The following is a 17,498-nucleotide window of genomic DNA, read 5'->3' on the forward strand; positions in this document are numbered from 1 at the left end:
TTTTTACGTTTTGTCAAGTGTTTTTCTGAAATTTCTCCAATTTTTTAACGAAAAAAAGCAGGGTACCTTTTGATACTCTGCTCTTTTGTGCTGCGGGTATGGCCTTGGCCTTATCTTAATGACATTGACCCAAAGGGGGAGTTTTTTTGTATAATTCCGCGCTGATTTCAATTAGCGGTTTGTCCATATCAAACGAAACAGTATGCAGTGTCATAGCGGATTTTTGTATATTATCCAGTTTAAAAGGACCCATGGTGGCTTGAGATGGAACTCCTCGTCACCAACTACGGCTCTTTTCTCGGTAAAAAAAGCGAACGGCTGATCCTAAAAGAAAACGGCAAGGTAGTAAACGAAATCCCTTTCCACGACCTGGAGCAGGTGATCATCGATACCCCGGGCGCCAGTCTGTCCACGGACGTCATCAGGGAATGTGTCGAACATGGCGTACAGATCAGTTTTCTCACACCCTCTGGAAAGCCATTTGCCAGGCTGGTTTCACCATACCTTACCGGTACGGTGCTCACCCGCCGCCAACAACTGATGGCTTTTTGCGATGAGAGGAGTGTTTTCCTAACCAAGCTATTTATTGAAGGTAAATTAAAAAACCAGGTCAATGTCTTGAAATATTTTGCCAAGTACCGTAAGGGTGTGGACCGGGGGCTGTTTGAATCTGTCTCAGGTTTGATTGAACAGATAGAACAAGCCGCCGGCTTGTTGCACACTATTCACGGCAAGTGTATCGATGACGTTCGTGCGCAAATCATGTCCGTTGAAGGCCGGGCCGGAAACCTTTACTGGGAAGGGGTCGGGCTGTTGACCGGAGACAAGGCGAATTTTGCCGGCCGAGAGCACCGTGGGGCCGTCGATCCGGTGAACTCCCTGCTCAACTACGGCTACGGAATGCTGTGCAGGCAGGCGGAAGGGTCCTTGATCCTGGCTGGCCTCGATCCCTTTGGTGGTTTTTTGCACGTGGACCGCCCCGGCAAACTGAGCCTGGTTTACGACTTTGTGGAAGAATTCCGGCAGCAGGTGGTTGACCGGGTGGTTATCGCCATGGTAAACAAGGGCATTGCTGTGGAGATGGAGGAAGGGATGCTCTCCAACACTGCGAAACGTGATTTTTCAGATAGAATCAAGGAGAGATTGGAAAGCCAGGAAAAGTATCAGGGCAAAAAATATAAGCTGCGTACGATTATGCAGAGCCAGGCCCGTCGTGTGGCCACCTTTTTGCGCGGGGAGGCCAAATACCGGCCTTTTGTCGGTGGGTGGTAAGGTGAAGACCATAGTCATCTATGATGTTGAAGAGGACAAAGTGCGCAACAAAATATTTGATGCCTGCAAGGACTACGGCCTGACTCATATCCAGTATTCGGCTTTTTTCGGGGAACTGAACCATAACCGCAGGGACGAGCTGAAGCAAAGGCTTAAGAAAACCCTGGGCAAAAAGAACGGCAACATCCTGATCTGCCCGGTTTGCGATAAGGATTTGAGGCTTTTGGAAACCATCATTGCCGGACCGGATGCTATCCCTTATGCTTAAACTGAGGGTAACCGACCTAAAACAGTATATATACTGCCCGAGAGTGATTTACTTCACCTATGTGTGCCCGGTCGAAAAAAAGCTTACCAGAAAAATGGTTTACGGCAGTGAAGCCCACCTGGAGTTGGACCGGCTGGAGAAGCGACGGACATTCAAACGCTACGATTTTAAAGAAGGAGAGCGGAAATTCCACACCAGTCTTTATTCTCCCCGTCTTGGTCTGGAAGGCAGGCTGGATATGCATATTGTGGCGGGAAGAGAAATTTTTCCTGTTGAATTTAAACACAGTGCGCACAGCCCTTCCCTGAATCACAAGTACCAGCTGGTGGCTTATGCCATGCTGCTGGAGGACGCTTACAACAAGCCGGTTCGCTATGGCTTTATCTGCAATACCAGCGGTATGATGGTACCGCTCGAAATTACTCCTAATTCTCGGGTATTTGTCAAGGAAATGTTGGAAAAGATACGACTTTTGGTATCGAAGGAGTGGATGCCAAAAAAGACCAGCCATAAAATGAAATGTGTGGACTGTGAATTCCGCAATTTTTGCGGCGATGTGAGGTGAAGCCGGATTTATGTATTTCTTAACCGAGGAAGAAAGAAAACAGCTGAATAAAGGGTATTTGCCCCGCTCCAGGCAAATGGAAATAGCGGAAGAACTACGGGGTTGGAACTGGCACCAGCCACCCCTTGCTCCGGTCTATGACCTTAAACTGGCTCTGTTCGAGGTTGCCAATTCCTATTGTACAACCGGCCGGGATCTTTATTTGAGAAAAATTGACAGGATTAAAGCGAAACCCAATCTGGCTATGATCAGGGGCAAGGTATTTCACGACATACTAGTGCGCGTCCTGGTCAGGGCCAAAAGGTTAATTTATGAAAAAGGAGTCGGCAGCTTTCAGGAGATACTTAGAAAGCTGAACACTCCGCTGGATTTGAACTTTCTTACTGATTACCGCAGTCAGCTCACAGAAGAAGAATTCTCTGAGTTGCAGAGAAAAGCCTTCACTATCGCAACCTTTGAAAACGCCAGGGTGGCTGCACGGATTCAAGAGATACTGGTAAAACAGCCACATATCGAGGAAGATTCCCTGGTTGCCTTGGCCATACCTGTGGTTGTCGAGCAGAAGCTGGACGGGACTTTTTTTGGTCTGAGCGCCAGCCTTAGCGCTGACGCCTTCACGTTTTCCGAGCCGATGGTACTCGATCTTAAATTCGGTGAACCAAAAAAATTTCACCGGCTGTCCACCACCGGCTATGCGCTGGTGATGGAAGCAATTCATGAATTTCCGATAAACCTGGGCTGTATTGTTTATGCCGAATTCAAGGGAGATCGCCTAATCGTGAAAAAGGATATCCATATTATTGACGATGAGCTCCGCCAGTGGTTTATCGAGGAACGCGATCAAAAAATGCGGATGATTTATGAGGAACTTGATCCTGGCCTGGGTAAATGTAACGATAATTGCCCATATATTCTGCAGTGTCGTGGTTAAAATAAAAAGAGGATTGTTAGCTAGGAGCGGGAAATGATGAATAAAATCTCAGTTTCGCAGATAGAGGGGTTTTTGACGCAGAAAAAAGATTTGCGAAAAAATAGAGGTTTCAGCACTCACTTGGTTGCTGCTAAAGCCAGTAATACCAAGGGTTTTATCGATCGTTTGCGGTCGGGTTGCACTGCTTAACCCGATAACAAGGGGACTGAAAGGTTCCATATTTCCGCTGTTTCCGGATCGCCGTCGCCGTTGCACTGCTTAACCCGATAACAAGGGGACTGAAAGCATCGAGCAGCTTATTATACTCCGCAATCGCCTCAGCGTTGCACTGCTTAACCCGATAACAAGGGGACTGAAAGCATATCACCTTTCACGGTATCGCCTCCAAAATATCCCAGTTGCACTGCTTAACCCGATAACAAGGGGACTGAAAGCTGCTGGCAGGCCTTCTTTACCGTGCTATCGTCCAATCGTTGCACTGCTTAACCCGATAACAAGGGGACTGAAAGCGGCCTGGCTCACAATCTGCCGAAGCCTCGACACCTCGTTGCACTGCTTAACCCGATAACAAGGGGACTGAAAGTTTACCTTCCTTTGCTTCTTGAACAAGTCCTGGTACAGGTACGTTGCAGTGCTGATCCCGAAAACAAGGGGACTGAAAGGCAAGAAACGCAGCATACATAAACTAACCGGTTCTAGGTTGCAGTGCTGATCCCGAAAACAAGGGGACTGAAAGGGACAGGTCAGGCTTATCTCCTACCCGCATTTACAGCACCGTTGCAGTGCTGATCCCGAAAACAAGGGGACTGAAAGTTGAGCATCTTAGGCATCTTCTTATCTCCTGTGATGTTGCAGTGCTGATCCCGAAAACAAGGGGACTGAAAGCTTCTAACCACCGGAGAAGAACCATTATCCACATCATCGTGTTGCAGTGCTGATCCCGAAAACAAGGGGACTGAAAGTAGCCTTGCTATTGCTTCCATGGAGGCCGATGCGGCGAGTTGCAGTGCTGATCCCGAAAACAAGGGGACTGAAAGGGCAGAAAAACAAAATTATCTGGCGGCACGTGCCGCGGGTTGCAGTGCTGATCCCGAAAACAAGGGGACTGAAAGATTGAGTGAACACTACTTGGCACAATAGCGCGAGCAGGTGGACAACAGCCAGATTTGGGTTAGGGTTTTCCTATTCTATATTTGAACCGTTTATTTACCTCCCATTAAATGGAAAAATATTATCATGACCTTTACTTATGATAATATTTACAGTAATATGATTATATTAATTGATCATATTTCTATGGGGGCTGATTAGCCTGAAGTCATTAAAAAGACTGGACAATATTCCTATAAATATTGTCAGAGCGATAGCGAGAATAAATGAGTACAAGGGTAAACAGGATTTATTTTACAGACAATCGCCAGAAATTTTAAAGACTCTACAGGAAATTGCTGAAATACAAAGTACCGAATCCTCTAACAGGATCGAAGGAATAAAAGTTTCAAATCAGAAATTGAAAGAGATTATGATCCAGAAAACAACCCCCAGGAATAGAAGTGAAGCCGAAATATCCGGATATAGAGATGTATTCGCAACCATTCATGCTTCGTCTATTCATATTCCTGTCAAACCACAAGTTATTTTACAGCTTCACAGAGATATATACAAGTATCTTCCCCAAGAGGGAGGCTCATGGAAACCTGCAGACAACGTAATCGAAGAAACACTTCCTGATGGAACAAAAAGGGTAAGGTTTGTGCCGGTCAAAGCATTTTTAGTACCCAGTGCCATGGATGAACTTTGTCACGGTTTTAATACATATCGTGAAAAAGAAAGCTTTGACGATCTTATCTTAAGTTTCGCATTTATTCTTGATTTCCTTTGTATCCATCCTTTTCGAGATGGTAATGGCCGTATATCCCGTCTATTAACCTTATTGCTTTTATACCAGGCTGGTTTTGAAGTTGGGAGATTCATCTCTCTTGAACGAATTATTGAAGAAAGCAAGGTAACCTATTGTGATGCACTTGAAAAATCTTCACAGGGGTGGCATGAGAACCAACACAATCCTATTCCATGGATTGAATATTCTCTTGGTGTCCTTATAGCTGCCTATAAAGAGTTTGAGGAAAGGCTTAATCTTGCTGAAAATCAGAGAGGTTCAAAAACAGCCATGATCAAAGAAACAATCCTGCGCCTTAGTGGCGACTTTTTTATCCAAGACATAGAGCAGGCTTGTCCAAACGTCAGCCGACCAACTATTTACAGGGTCCTTGCGGTTTTAAAAGATGAAGGTAAAGTAGACTGCATCGTGCCTGGAAGAAATGCAAGATGGAAAAGGATATAGCCCTAAGGTACTACGTACAAACCAAGAAGTCAGGAAAAGTGTTCCTGAAATGGCCAAGGTTAAGAATTTATAGCGGGAAGTTAGAATAGGAGCCCATATTTTAAAATTAATGATACCGGCATCCGTTTATCGGATTGGTATTTGAACCTGTCTGTTACGCTAACCGTCATATATTCAAGGATATTTTTATACTGCCGGAGATCCTGATGGATTGATATGGCGATGGTAAAGCTGCCGGTGACGGTATTGGTGAGCAAACACAGGATACAGACTTTATACTTCGAAGGAGCAATGATCTCATGGGGAAAAAGGTTTTTTTGGCAGGGTTCGTTATTTCGTTGATGCTGTCTATGCATGCATATGGTTTTGCTGCAGCCGAAAGTCAGCCTGCAATCATGCTGAACGGTACGGCAATTGAGGCTGCCGCCTCTGTTGACGGAGGAAATGTTTACCTGCCGCTGCGGGCGGTCGGTGAAGCGCTCGGATATGAAATACAGTGGTCGGGGAAGGATAAAACGATTTCCGTTTCCAGACCCGAGAAAGATATAATAATTGATTTGAATAACTATAAAATAACCGCAAATGACCATGCTTATTATATGAGCGGGGATTACACCATCATCGGAGACAGTACGTACATGGGGCCGGATTTCTTCTCTGAAAACTTTGGGCTTACAGTACGGTGGGACAGGCAAAACGGCATCGTTCAACTTGAAAATGTAAAAGAGAATGCAATTTCCATAAAAACAGTAAAAGAAGCTTCTGATACCGATACAATCAAAATAGCTTTGCAGTGCCCTCAAATTGACGGTTTGGCTGACAAAACCGTGCAGGACAGGATAAACGCAGTCTTCAGCAAATTAGCCGTGGATGCCAAAAATGAAGGACTGAAAAATGCCGATGAAATGGAAAAGGCCATAGCGTCCGGGTATGGCGGCAGCCCAAACAAGTGTGAAACCTATTTTGACTACAGGCTGAAATACAATCAAAACGAACTGTTGAGCGTTGTTTTTCTCGATTACCAGTATACCGGAGGGGCACATGGACTGACGGTGCAAAGCTCCCATACCTTCAACCTGAAAACGGGTGAAGAATACAAGCTTAAGGATCTGGTAAAAAGTGATGCGGACTATGTTTCTTTCATCAGCAAGGCCGTGAAGAATGAGATCGATGCGCGGGTAAAGGAAGGCGTCCTGCCTGATTATGCAATTGCGCCCTTTGAGGCCGTCAGAGAAGACCAGGACTTTTACCTGTCCAATAATGCGGTCGTGGTCTATTTCCAGCAGTATGAATATTTTCCTTATGCCGCCGGTATACAGGAGTTCCCGGTCGAATTTTCAGCATTGAAAGATCTGCTGAGGCCCGAATTCGGTTTTTTGCACAATGAATAAAATAAAGCTTCTAACAACCTACGAAACGAGGATAGCCAAGGAAGGAAAGACATGGTTATGGGTAGTTAAAAGCCTGCTGTTAATTGCTGCCGCAGCATTGTTGTTGGGTTTATTCCAGCGGCGGTACCATTATTTCAACCTGCCCCGCTTGGATCCACAGGGGCTGGTTGAACAGCGCTGTGTTGTCGAGAAGGTTGTTCTGGACAGCGACAAGGACGGTGACGGCATCTACGACCTGGACGATATTGTCCAGGGGGCGCGCAAGGACCTGGAGGCGAGGCCCTTATATAAGGACGCCTATTATGCGGGAGGGTACCCGCCTGAAAACGAGGGCGTTTGCACCGATGTGATCTGGCGGGCGCTGCAAAACGCGGGCTACGACTTAAAGCGCATGATGGACCGGGATATACAAGCTCATCCGGACGATTACCCCCGTGTGGCAGGCACGCCCGAACCCAATATCGATTTCCGCAGGGTGCCGAACCAGGAGGCCTTTTTCAAAAAATACGCCGAACAGTTGACCACTGAGATTAAACCGTGGGATGCGGAAAATTTAAAGCAGTGGCAGGGCGGCGACATCGTGGTGTTCGGCCCGTCTAACGACCATGTAGGTGTGGTTTCGGACAAGAGGCGGGCGGACGGAGTGCCTTTCCTGATCCATAATGCCGGACCCTCGACCAGGGAGGATAACGGACTTCTCTCCTGGCCTTCCCCTTTGAAATATCACTTTCGTTATCCTAAAGCAAACTGAGAATAAAAACGTGTAAACGCTGGTTATCTTTTTTCTGAGCCTTTAAGGCTGGCGCCATGCCATAAAATCACGGCAGGAGACATAACCGTAAAAACCGAAGAGATCCTCTCCTTCGGAAAACAGGTCCAATACCTTTTCCGGCTCCCCGCCGTCTGTTCCGATGATCCAGAGGGAGTTGTCCCGTACGTACAGGATGCGGTCTCCATCTTTGGACCAGGTTGGCTGGTACACGCCCGTTCCGGCGGCCGTCAGAAGATGAGCGCCGGAGCCGTCCGCATTCCGGAGCCAGAGTGTGCGCGTTGCCACCCAGTCAGCCAGTTCCTCCGGTTTGCTAAAGCCCCACACGTCGTAGCCCAGGTCCTTGGCGGCAACGAAAGCGATCCGGCGGCCGTCCGGAGAAAAAGAGGGAGCGATTGAGACGCTGCCTTCGGGATTGCTCAGTTCCCGGACGCTCCCCGTTGCCAGGTCTATAGTCGACAGGCTCTTTCCGGCCCAGACTGTACGCCCTCCTCCCGATACCATTACCAGGTTCCCCTGCGGCGACAGGGACTGCCAACCGCGGTGGGCAAGCCCGCTGGTGAGAAGCTTAGGTTCGGTCTCATCTAAACGAAGGCTCAACAGGCCCATCCCGTCAGCCGCCAGGGAAGCTGAGTGGAGTGGATCCAGCCAGTACAGCACCCCTTGACCGTCGGGCCACCAGGAGGTAACCCGTATCCCGGCTTGAGGGGCCACCAGCCGTTCAATAGGCTGGCCGCCGTCCACCTCAATTGTATAGAGCGCATCGCTGCGGTTTTGAGGCTCCTCCGACGGCAGCGTAATATTGTATGCCAGAATTTTGCCGTCAGGCGACCAGGCAAAATTATACGTTTCCTCAGACTGGACCAGCCGGCTTGGTTCACCTTCCGCAGGTACCAGCCAGACGCCGTCCCGCATGGCTACCGCCAGCATGTCAGAGGCGGGCGACCAATAAAAACTATCGCGGCCGGCCAACCCGGGCAGTCCCTGAACCTGGTGGAGCGATGAACCGTCCCGGCGTATCAGCCAGAGCTGGCCGCTATCGGAATCCGGGTCGGTTACGCGGATAAACGCCAGCCACTGGCCGTCATACGACCAGGCGGGTTGCAGCGCTTTGCCGGACACGGTCAGTTGCTTGACCTCTCCCGTTTCGCTATCAAGCGTGTAGAGCAAACCCTGCCGGATGAAGGCCAGGTCGCCTTGATCCTTGAAGGCGGCTGTGTTCACATCCGGTGGGTTGGGTATTGAATTATTGGCAGCAGATGAACTTCCCGGTTCCGCCTCCTGGATAGGCGAGGCGACAGCCAGCGTCTGTAAAGTGCGGTTTAGAATGGCCGCCAGCTCCGCACGGGTTATTTCCCGTTCAGGTCCGAATTCGTTGCCGGTGTACCTCATGATACCGGTGTTAAAGACAAAACTCATGTCGGATTGTTGTTTTTGGGTCAAATCAGTTGTATCGAGATAATTCGGCCACATCATGGTGGTAATAACCGATAGCTTTTTTGCTGCAAAAGAGCCGGTTATCGCACTGGCTACATCAGCTCTGGTAACAGCTTCATGGGGTTTGAATTTTCTATCGGCGATATTAAAGATTTGTTCATAGCCAATGATCATTGAAGCCTGACTGTACCATGAATCATTATCCACATCGTCATATAAGTCAGAAGGGACAGGCGCTTTTATGAAATCTAAATCGTCAAAATTCAAATCAAAGGTTTTAACCAAACAAACAGCTAGTTGTGCCCGGTCAACAATTTCGTCCGGGCTGAATTTGTTATCTGCCGTGCCAATCATAATGCCTTTTTCGTAAACGGCTTCAATATCAGCCAAAGCCTGGTGCGACGCAATGTCGTCAAAGGGCGTCCGGGCCAGACCTGCCTCCGGGGCAATTAGAAGAGTTGCTGCCAACAAAAACATAAACAAAGCTCTTTTCATTCTGTTCGCCTCTTTTACATGAGTTTACATGTTGGACGATAGAAAGCATGAAGTGGTTCACATTATCGCAGAGACGTCTCCATAAGCTGCGGCTCTTCTCCCACGATTTTATACTGGCGCTCTTCTACGATTACCTCAAGGTTTCCGGCCTGCACTTTCACGTGTGGCCGGACGGCAGGTTCGTGGATATCTGCGGCTACCGGACGGAAAGATTAAGCCTGCCGGAGTTATCTGTCGCTCAGCAGCAAGACCGCCCTCTCTACGAAGAAGAGAAGGGGAAAATCATTGCTGCCGCTAGGGGTGCAATATCCACCTACATCGAGCATTATTACCGTTTGAGAAACCTGGATGAGCAGGCACTGAAGCAAGAGTTGAGCCGGTACTACATGGACACCCGGGAGCCGGTGGAACAGGTGGCGTTAACCGATACCTATGAGGAACTCAGAAACAGGTCCATGGTACCCTATCTGCGGTCCGGCGCCTACCATCTCAGCGGAAAAATAAAATCGATGTTATTTCTCACGGTATAACGAGATGTAAAAGGTATTTCCACTATAAACAATAGCTTTACGGGAGAAATTAAGAAACTTTTAAGAAATCTATCCGTTTTTTTGTTAGCCAGGCCATTTATAGTATGACTAAGGTTCACGGGTTTACGGGTTTCGGGGTGAAAGGTGGTGATATACGTGGAAAAACAACGGGTCCTGGTGGTAGATGATGACCGGGAGATAGTGAATGCGATCGCTATTAACCTGCTAAATGAGGGTTACGCGGTACTGAAGGCCTATGACGGACTGCAGGCGCTCGATATGATTAGCACTCAGAGCGTGCATTTGATTATTCTAGATGTGATGATGCCAAAACTGGATGGGCTGTCGACTATGCTCAAGATCCGCACGGAAAAAAACATCCCCATCATTATTTTGTCAGCCAAGTCTGAGGATACGGATAAAGTGCTGGGTCTTTCGATGGGCGCTGATGATTATGTCACCAAGCCGTTTAATAGACTGGAGCTTATGGCCAGGGTAAAGTCTCAGCTAAGGCGTTATCTAAGCCTGGGGGATGTCAACGTGCAGGCCAGGCCGAACCTCCTGCAATCGGGCGGGCTATGTTTCGATCTGGAAAACCACACGTTAATGCTTGATGGCGATTTGGTAAAGCTGACCGCCAAGGAAACCAAGATCATGGAGTTATTAATGCGTTCACCGGGACGGATCTTTCCCGCCGAGGAGATTTATGAGCGGGTCTGGGGAGAAACAGCTTATGGAGTGGAAAACACGGTCATGGTACATATTCGCCGGATCCGGGAAAAAATTGAGATAAACCCGAAAGAGCCTAAATACTTAAAGGTGGTATGGGGCATTGGATACAAAATTGAGAAAATCTAAACCTTTTACAGCCTGGCTGTGTTTTTTTCTGGCCGTAAGTATTATTAGCGGCCTTTTTATAACCGGTTTGTCTGCCTTAGCGCAATTTAATGGAAGTGTAGATGCTTTGAAAGCTCCATTTACAGACTATAAAAGAAGTATCGCCTTCAAAGAGCGAACCGGTAACTATTTTCGCGAACTCTTCTATCTGGTGGCTTATCCTTCTACAGATCCTCATCGCAAGGAAGGGACTATAAAGTATTTAGATAATGAAGGGGAAAATCTGATATATTATGCGGTTAACAAAGATAGCGGTCTATTGGTAAAAAATATCGAAGGTGACTTGCCGCAAATTTCAGGCGCAGAAATGATGCCGGACTTGCCGGCCGGCTATAAATATTATTGGTATTTTGACGGGAAAAAGGTATGGGTGATTGAAGACGGGCAACCGGTCGATGTCGAGCGGTTGGATAGCGGCTACCGGAACATTATTCCAGGGGAATACACCGATAAAACTGCTGAGTTGGTCAATAGTGAAGTCTTCATGGCCGTCAAAGATACCCTGGTGAAAAACCCGTACGGACATTCTCAATATTATATGGAACAGCAATTTATGAGGGTCCTTGGTTGGACTTATATAGCTCTTCTGGTATTGGGAATTTCATTATTAATTTATACGATAATCAAACGCCGGGAGAAGCGGGAATTTGACCGAAAATTGGCCTCCTGGTCAGGAAATATTTGGTTGGAAGTTAAGATAGTGCTTTCCCTACTGGTTTTAAGCCTGGCTGTGGCTGTGGGACTTTCCCCTAATTATTCCGGGGGGTATAGTTTTGCATTTGAGTGGGTGTGCGGTATTGTTTTGGTCAGTGGTTTTACGCTGATTGGCCTTTGGTGGTTTTACCTGATGCTTGTCGATCTAATCTTCAACGGTAAAAACTTTTTTACCCACAACTCAATCAATGCCCTTTTAACCTGGTACCGTAAATATGAAAGCAGGTATTCCTGGCAAAAGTCGATGCTAAACCGGGCGTATTTGCTGGTGGCCGTCGAGGCGGTTATGGCGTTAATGTCGGTCATGTTTTTACTGACGGGCATAAACGGTTCAGACGAGTTGGCGTTACTGGCGGCCTTATTAATAGCAGGCGCGGGTATATACCTTATTTACCGGTATCTGAAACGCTATGACGAGACATTGAGCGATCTGGGCAAGCTGATGGACCACGTTGAACTTGTCAAGAATGGTGATATGAAAACCAGGCTGGAGGTTCCGACGGATTCCAATGTTTACCCTGCCGCGCAGAACCTTAACTCTATCCAGGAGGGTATAGGTATTGCCGTCGCCGAAAAGATAAAATCTGAACGCATGAAAATAGACCTCATAACTAATGTATCGCATGATTTAAAAACTCCGCTGACTTCTATCATCAGCTACGTGGAACTTTTAAACCGGGAAGAAGGCCTGCCCGAACAGGCCAGTGATTATGTAAAAATTCTATCGCAGAAATCGGAACGCCTGAAGAATATCATCCAGGATTTATTCGACCTTTCCAAAGCGAACAGTGAGAATATTAGCCTGGATATGGAGCAACTTGATTTCGCCCGGTTGATTAAACAAACCCTGGCAGATATGGAGGAGTCAATAAATGGCTCCGGCCTCACTTTTCGGCTCAACATCCCTGATGAGCCTGTGTATATAGTAAGTGACGGCAAAAAGCTGTATCGGGTCTGGGAAAACCTGATTACAAATGCTCTGAAATATTCTCTGTCCGGCACAAGGGTATATATCGACCTGACCGCGGATGGAGAAAGCGCCTGGGCCGCCATCAAAAACACCGCCAACTATGAAATGAACTTTAGCGCAGACGAAATACTGCAGCGCTTTGCGAGAGGAGACGCTTCCAGAACCAGCGAAGGTTCCGGGCTTGGGCTACCCATCGCCCAGAGCTTCACCCAGATCTGTGGCGGCCGTTTCAACATTAAAATTGATGGCGACTTATTTAAAGTCGAACTATGTTTTAAACAATTAGATATAACCTGAAAGGAGATTCCAATGGAACACCCGGTTCTCGATCTGTTTCATCCGCTTATCCGCAAGTGGTTTGCCGATAAGGTGGGCATGCCCACCGATATTCAGATCCAGGCCTGGCCCCGCGTCGCCAAAGGCGAGCATGTCCTGATCACAGCTCCCACGGGCAGCGGCAAAACCCTGACCGCCTTTCTCTGGGCGCTGCAAAAGCTAATTACCGGGGATTGGCCGGGTAGCCGGGTACGGGTCCTGTATGTTTCGCCCCTGAAGGCCCTCAACAACGATGTGCGGCGCAACCTGTTGAAGCCCCTCCAGGAGTTGCGGGCGTATTTTGCAGGGGCGGGTGAGCTGTTTCCCCCTGTCCGGGTACTCACCCGCAGTGGCGACACTCCGCAAAACGAGCGCCAGCAGATGCTGCGCAAGCCGCCCGAGATCCTGATCACCACACCCGAGAGTCTCAACCTGCTGCTTAGTTCCAAAAACAACCGCCTGATTTTAAACGGTGTGGAAACGGTTATTCTGGACGAAATCCACGCCGTCCTGGACAGCAAGCGGGGCACCCACCTGATCACGGCTGTGGACCGGCTTGTCCCTCTGGCGGGAGAATTCCAAAGGATCGCCTTATCCGCCACGGTCCGGCCCCTGGAACCGGTGGCCGATTTTGTAGGCGGCTTTAAAACACGGCAAGCCGGTGAGGATTACCATTATGAGAAGCGGCCGGTGGTTATTTTGAGGTCGGCCGTCAAAAAACACTATCACTTAACCGTTGAGGCTATTGAACAGAACAATGGCGGGTTGGAGGAGGCAGAGCAGGACGCCTTCTGGCAGGCCCTGGCTGCCGCCTTGACGAAGGTGATTCGCGAAAACACCGCCACCCTGGTGTTTTGCAACAACCGCCGCACGGTGGAAAAACTGACCCGCTATATCAATGATGCCGCAGGCGAGCCCCTGGTCTATTCCCACCATGGCTCACTGGCCAGGGAACTCCGCCTGGCGGTGGAACACAAACTTAAAAACGGTGAACTGAAGGGGATCGTGGCCACCAATTCCCTCGAATTGGGAATCGATATTGGGGAACTGGACGCGGTGGTTTTGGTGCAAACCCCGCCCTCGCTGACTGCCGCCGTCCAGAGGATCGGCCGGGCCGGCCACGGGGTGGGCCAGGTGAGCCGGGGGATTTTGTTTCCCATTTGCGGACGCGATTTTGTGGAAGCCGCGGTGGCTTCATGCAGCCTGCCCGGGGCCGAGATCGAGTCCATCACACCTGTTGAAGCGCCCCTGGATGTGCTGGCGCAGGTGCTTTTGTCCATGACCGCCGCCCAGACCTGGGACGTGGATGAACTTTACGCCTTTCTCAAGACCAGCTATCCCTATCGCAACCTGTCCCGGAAGAGTTATGACCTGATGCTGGAAATGCTGGCGGGCCGCTACGCGGACCCCCGCCTGCGCGAACTTAAACCGCGGATTATCTGGGATAAACTTGACCGTACAATCAAAGCCCGTGAAGGTGTGGCCCGCTTGGTTTACCTGGGAGGCGGCGCCATCCCCGACCGGGGTTACTATGATCTCCGCCTGACGGACACCAAGGCCAAGATCGGTGAGCTGGATGAGGAGTTTGTCTGGGAACGGAGCGTGGGCGAAACCTTCATGCTGGGCAACCAGGTCTGGCGGATTATACGCGTTACGCACAATGATGTGGAAGTGGTTCCCGGTGATCAGACAATCAACATCATCCCCTTCTGGCGGGCGGAAGAGCAAAACCGGGATTTCTTTTATTCCGAAAAAATAGGCCTCTTTTTGGAAGAGGCGGAGCAAAACCTGGAAACGGAATCCTTCGCGCGTCGACTGGCGGCCGAAAACACCTGGTCCGCGTACGCGGTGGAGCGGCTTATTGAATTTCTCAAACTGCAAAAAGAAGCGACGGGCCAACCCTTGCCCCACCGCCATCATATTTTAATTGAACACTTTGCCGACCCCCTGAACACGGCGGACAGCAAACAGGTTATTATGCATACTCTTTGGGGCGGTAAAGTCAACCGGCCTTTTGCCATGGCTTTGGCCGCCGCCTGGGAGCGAAAGTTCGGCTACCCCCTGGAGATTTATGTCGGCAATAACAGCATCATGTTAATGCTGCCCCACAGTTTTGCGCCGCAGGATCTTTTCTCCCTGGTCCCGCCACAAAACCTGGAGAATCTTTTGCGGAGCAAATTGGAAAGCTCGGGCTTTTTCGGAGCGAAATTCCGGGAAAACGCGGGACGCGCCTTGCTTTTACCCAGGGCCAATTTCAAAAAGCGCATGCCCCTGTGGCTCAACCGCCTCAGGGCCAAAAAATTGATGGCGGCGGTCACCCCATATGCCGATTTCCCGATCATGCTTGAGACCTGGCGCACCTGCCTCAAGGACGAATTCGATTTGGAAACGGTCAAACAACTGCTGGACGAAATAAACGACGGCCGGATCAGGATAAGCGAAACGGTTACCCACCAGCCGTCTCCCTTCGCGTCTGATGTGATCTGGCGCCAGACCAACAAATACATGTATGAAGACGACGCCCCTTCTTCCGATCAGCAGTCGGGTTTGAGCCGGGAGCTGTTGAAAGAGCTGGTGTATTCACCCCATTTACGGCCCGAAATCCCGGAGGCCTTGGTCCGGGAATTGGACGGCAAACTCAAGCGGACCGCCCCGGGGTACGCGCCCGCCGATGGGGAGGAACTATTGCTCTGGATCAAAGAACGCCTTTTCATTCCCGCTGATGAAGCGGCCTCCCTCTTCGCCGCCATGGAACGGGATCACCAGTCAACCGATCACAGTTTAACCATGGAAAAGGTTAAGCGCACCCTGGGGGGCAAGGTGGCCTGGCTTCACCTGCCGGGAGCGGAGCAGCCGGGCTTGTGTGCCCTGGAAATCCTGCCCAGGATCGCCTCCGGCCTGGGTGTCGGTTTTTCCGATCTTACCCTGCGCCCTTTGATCTCTCAGGCAGCCGGCCAGCTGTCGGCAGGCTTGAGCAAGGCTGCCGCCCTATTTGAACAGGAGACGGCCGCGGAGTCCGGGGAGTTCAAAAGCGATACCGCCCTCTTTGTGAACCAGTGGTTGTCCTATTACGGCCCCGTGCCCCGGGATTTTGTCGGCCGGCGCCTTGGTCTGCCGGCCAAAGTTTGCGCAGCCGTGCTGGCCACCCTGCTGGAAGAGGAATGTATCGTGGCGGATGTGCTTACTCAGGGAGCCGGCGAAAAAGAAATATGCGACCGGGAAAATTTGGAGCGCCTGTTTACGATGGCCAGGCGCGCCCGCCGGCCGGAATTCAAGCCTTTGCCGGTGACCGCGTTGCCCTTGTTTATGGCAACCTACCAGGGGGTTGTGGAAAAAGGGACGACCATGGAGGATTTACAAGGACGCCTGGAACAATTGTTTGGTTATGTCGGCCAGGCCCATCTTTGGGAGGAAGCCATCCTGCCCGCCCGCATGGAGCCCTATTATACCGCCTGGACGGACAGCCTCATGCAAAACAGTGATCTGATCTGGTTTGGTCGCGGCAACAAGCGGGTAGGGTTTTGTTTGCGCGAAGATTTGGAGTTGTTCCCTCCCGGCGAAGAGCGTCAGGAAGAAGATGATGAAGCGCAGGCCCGGTCTCTTTTTCCGGACCCGTGGGGCAAATACGATTTCTTCGCGCTCAGCCGGCATACGGGTTTGCCCAGTCATGATCTGGCCCGAAGGTTGTGGCGGCATGTTTGGCGGGGCAGCATCACCAACGATAGTTTTGCCGTGTTGCGCAGGGGTATCCTGACTAAATTCACACCCCTCCAGGTGGAAGGCAACCGTGGTTTCGGCCGCCAGGCAGGATACAGCCGCTGGTCTGCTTCACGTCCTTTACAGGGCAACTGGTATGCCTTGCCGGAAAAAGAAGAGCGGGATCCCGTCGAGCGGGAAGAACTGGTCAAAGATAGGATCCGCCAGCTTTTTTCCCGCTACGGCGTGCTTTTCCGCGAACTGGTCCAGCAGGAATTGCCCGAGATGCAGTGGCGGCGGATTTTTCGCACGCTGCGCCTCATGGAGTTTTCCGGGGAGATTTATGCCGGGCATTTTTTTGAACAAATCACCGGTTTGCAATTTGCTTCCCCGGAAGTAAACCGTTTTTTGCGCAAAGGATTGAACAAGGAGAGTATTTATTGGCTGAACGCTGCCGACACGGCATCGCCTTGCGGGCTAAAACTTCCCGGTTTGGACGAAGAGCTTCCCGCCCGCCTGCCGACCAATTTTGTCGTGTTTCACGGCGCCCGGTTGAAAATGGCGGCCAAACGCAACGGCAAAGAGCTTTTGATCAAAGCCGGGCCCGATGATCCGGCAATACCCGCGTATTTCGCCTTTTGTAAAACTCTCTTAACCCGTGAGTTTAATCCATTAAAAAGTGTGGCGGTGGAATCCATCAACGGCCTGCCGGCCCTGGAAAGCCCCTATAAAAAGGCTTTACAAGGGATTGGCTTTACCGGTGAGTATAAAAGTCTGGTATTGAGACGGCAATATTAGGCCGGGGTGTGTCTGCGAGAAGTTAAACTTACCTCGGAATAAGTCCCTCCCGAAATGAAATCTCTGCAGAAAAATACGGGCAGGGAAAAAACGGAGAGTGAAAATG

At 49.9% G+C, this 17,498-nt stretch carries 12 protein-coding genes and 1 CRISPR repeat array; of the genes, 11 read left to right on the plus strand and 1 reads right to left on the minus strand.

Going from position 1 to position 17,498, the window contains the following annotated elements; all coding sequences use genetic code 11:
• Positions 1-264 precede the first annotated feature (264 nt).
• From cas1 to Psfp_RS14150, 7 genes are all read left to right on the plus strand, one after another.
• Positions 265-1,272 (plus strand): CRISPR-associated endonuclease Cas1, encoded by a 1,008-nt coding sequence (gene cas1, locus Psfp_RS14120; protein ID WP_134219186.1) that lies wholly within the window; start codon positions 265-267, stop codon positions 1,270-1,272.
• A 1-nt stretch (position 1,273) separates the two neighbouring features.
• Positions 1,274-1,540 (plus strand): CRISPR-associated endonuclease Cas2, encoded by a 267-nt coding sequence (cas2, locus tag Psfp_RS14125; protein WP_134219187.1) that lies wholly within the window; start codon positions 1,274-1,276, stop codon positions 1,538-1,540.
• Positions 1,533-2,105: a CRISPR-associated protein Cas4 gene (cas4, locus tag Psfp_RS14130; protein WP_134219188.1), complete on the plus strand. Its 573-nt coding sequence runs from the start codon at positions 1,533-1,535 to the stop codon at positions 2,103-2,105. The genes cas2 and cas4 overlap by 8 nt, the downstream gene beginning before the upstream one ends.
• Before the next feature lie 10 nt (positions 2,106-2,115).
• A complete protein-coding gene (gene cas4a, locus Psfp_RS14135; protein WP_134219189.1) occupies positions 2,116-3,036 on the plus strand; it encodes a type I-A CRISPR-associated protein Cas4/Csa1 in 921 nt (306 codons plus the stop codon).
• Positions 3,037-3,211: 175 nt separating this feature from the next.
• Positions 3,212-4,148: a CRISPR direct-repeat array (repeat unit 37 nt; unit sequence GTTGCAGTGCTGATCCCGAAAACAAGGGGACTGAAAG).
• Positions 4,149-4,318: 170 nt separating this feature from the next.
• On the plus strand, positions 4,319-5,380 hold the full coding sequence (locus Psfp_RS14140) for a Fic family protein (RefSeq protein ID WP_243120664.1): 1,062 nt from the start codon (positions 4,319-4,321) through the stop codon (positions 5,378-5,380).
• A gap of 299 nt (positions 5,381-5,679) precedes the next feature.
• Positions 5,680-6,771, plus strand: coding sequence for a DUF4163 domain-containing protein (locus Psfp_RS14145; RefSeq protein ID WP_134219190.1), 1,092 nt, complete (start codon positions 5,680-5,682; stop codon positions 6,769-6,771).
• On the plus strand, positions 6,764-7,522 hold the full coding sequence (locus Psfp_RS14150; RefSeq protein WP_134219191.1) for a DUF1287 domain-containing protein: 759 nt from the start codon (positions 6,764-6,766) through the stop codon (positions 7,520-7,522). Before Psfp_RS14145 ends, Psfp_RS14150 begins: the two co-directional genes overlap by 8 nt.
• A 42-nt stretch (positions 7,523-7,564) precedes the next feature.
• Here Psfp_RS14150 and Psfp_RS14155 read toward each other — a convergent pair whose 3' ends face one another.
• Entirely contained in the window at positions 7,565-9,472 is a 1,908-nt protein-coding gene (locus Psfp_RS14155) for an S-layer homology domain-containing protein (RefSeq protein WP_134219192.1), read from the minus strand.
• Between the two features lie 47 nt (positions 9,473-9,519).
• Here Psfp_RS14155 and Psfp_RS14160 point away from each other — a divergent pair, with 47 nt between their 5' ends.
• The 4 genes from Psfp_RS14160 (at position 9,520) to Psfp_RS14175 (ending at position 17,392) form a co-directional block, all read left to right on the plus strand.
• Positions 9,520-10,002 carry a hypothetical protein gene (locus Psfp_RS14160; protein ID WP_134219193.1) on the plus strand — a complete coding sequence of 161 codons (483 nt, stop codon included), beginning with the start codon at positions 9,520-9,522 and terminating at the stop codon, positions 10,000-10,002.
• A gap of 156 nt (positions 10,003-10,158) precedes the next feature.
• On the plus strand, positions 10,159-10,860 hold the full coding sequence (locus Psfp_RS14165; RefSeq protein ID WP_134219194.1) for a response regulator transcription factor: 702 nt from the start codon (positions 10,159-10,161) through the stop codon (positions 10,858-10,860).
• Positions 10,835-12,880 carry a HAMP domain-containing sensor histidine kinase gene (locus Psfp_RS14170; RefSeq protein WP_134219195.1) on the plus strand — a complete coding sequence of 682 codons (2,046 nt, stop codon included), beginning with the start codon at positions 10,835-10,837 and terminating at the stop codon, positions 12,878-12,880. The genes Psfp_RS14165 and Psfp_RS14170 overlap by 26 nt, the downstream gene beginning before the upstream one ends.
• Before the next feature lie 12 nt (positions 12,881-12,892).
• Positions 12,893-17,392 (plus strand): DEAD/DEAH box helicase, encoded by a 4,500-nt coding sequence (locus Psfp_RS14175; RefSeq protein WP_134219196.1) that lies wholly within the window; start codon positions 12,893-12,895, stop codon positions 17,390-17,392.
• Positions 17,393-17,498 lie beyond the last annotated feature (106 nt).

It is taken from the genome of Pelotomaculum sp. FP, assembly GCF_004369245.1.
GTDB classification, from domain to species: Bacteria; Bacillota; Desulfotomaculia; order Desulfotomaculales; family Pelotomaculaceae; genus Pelotomaculum_C; species Pelotomaculum_C schinkii.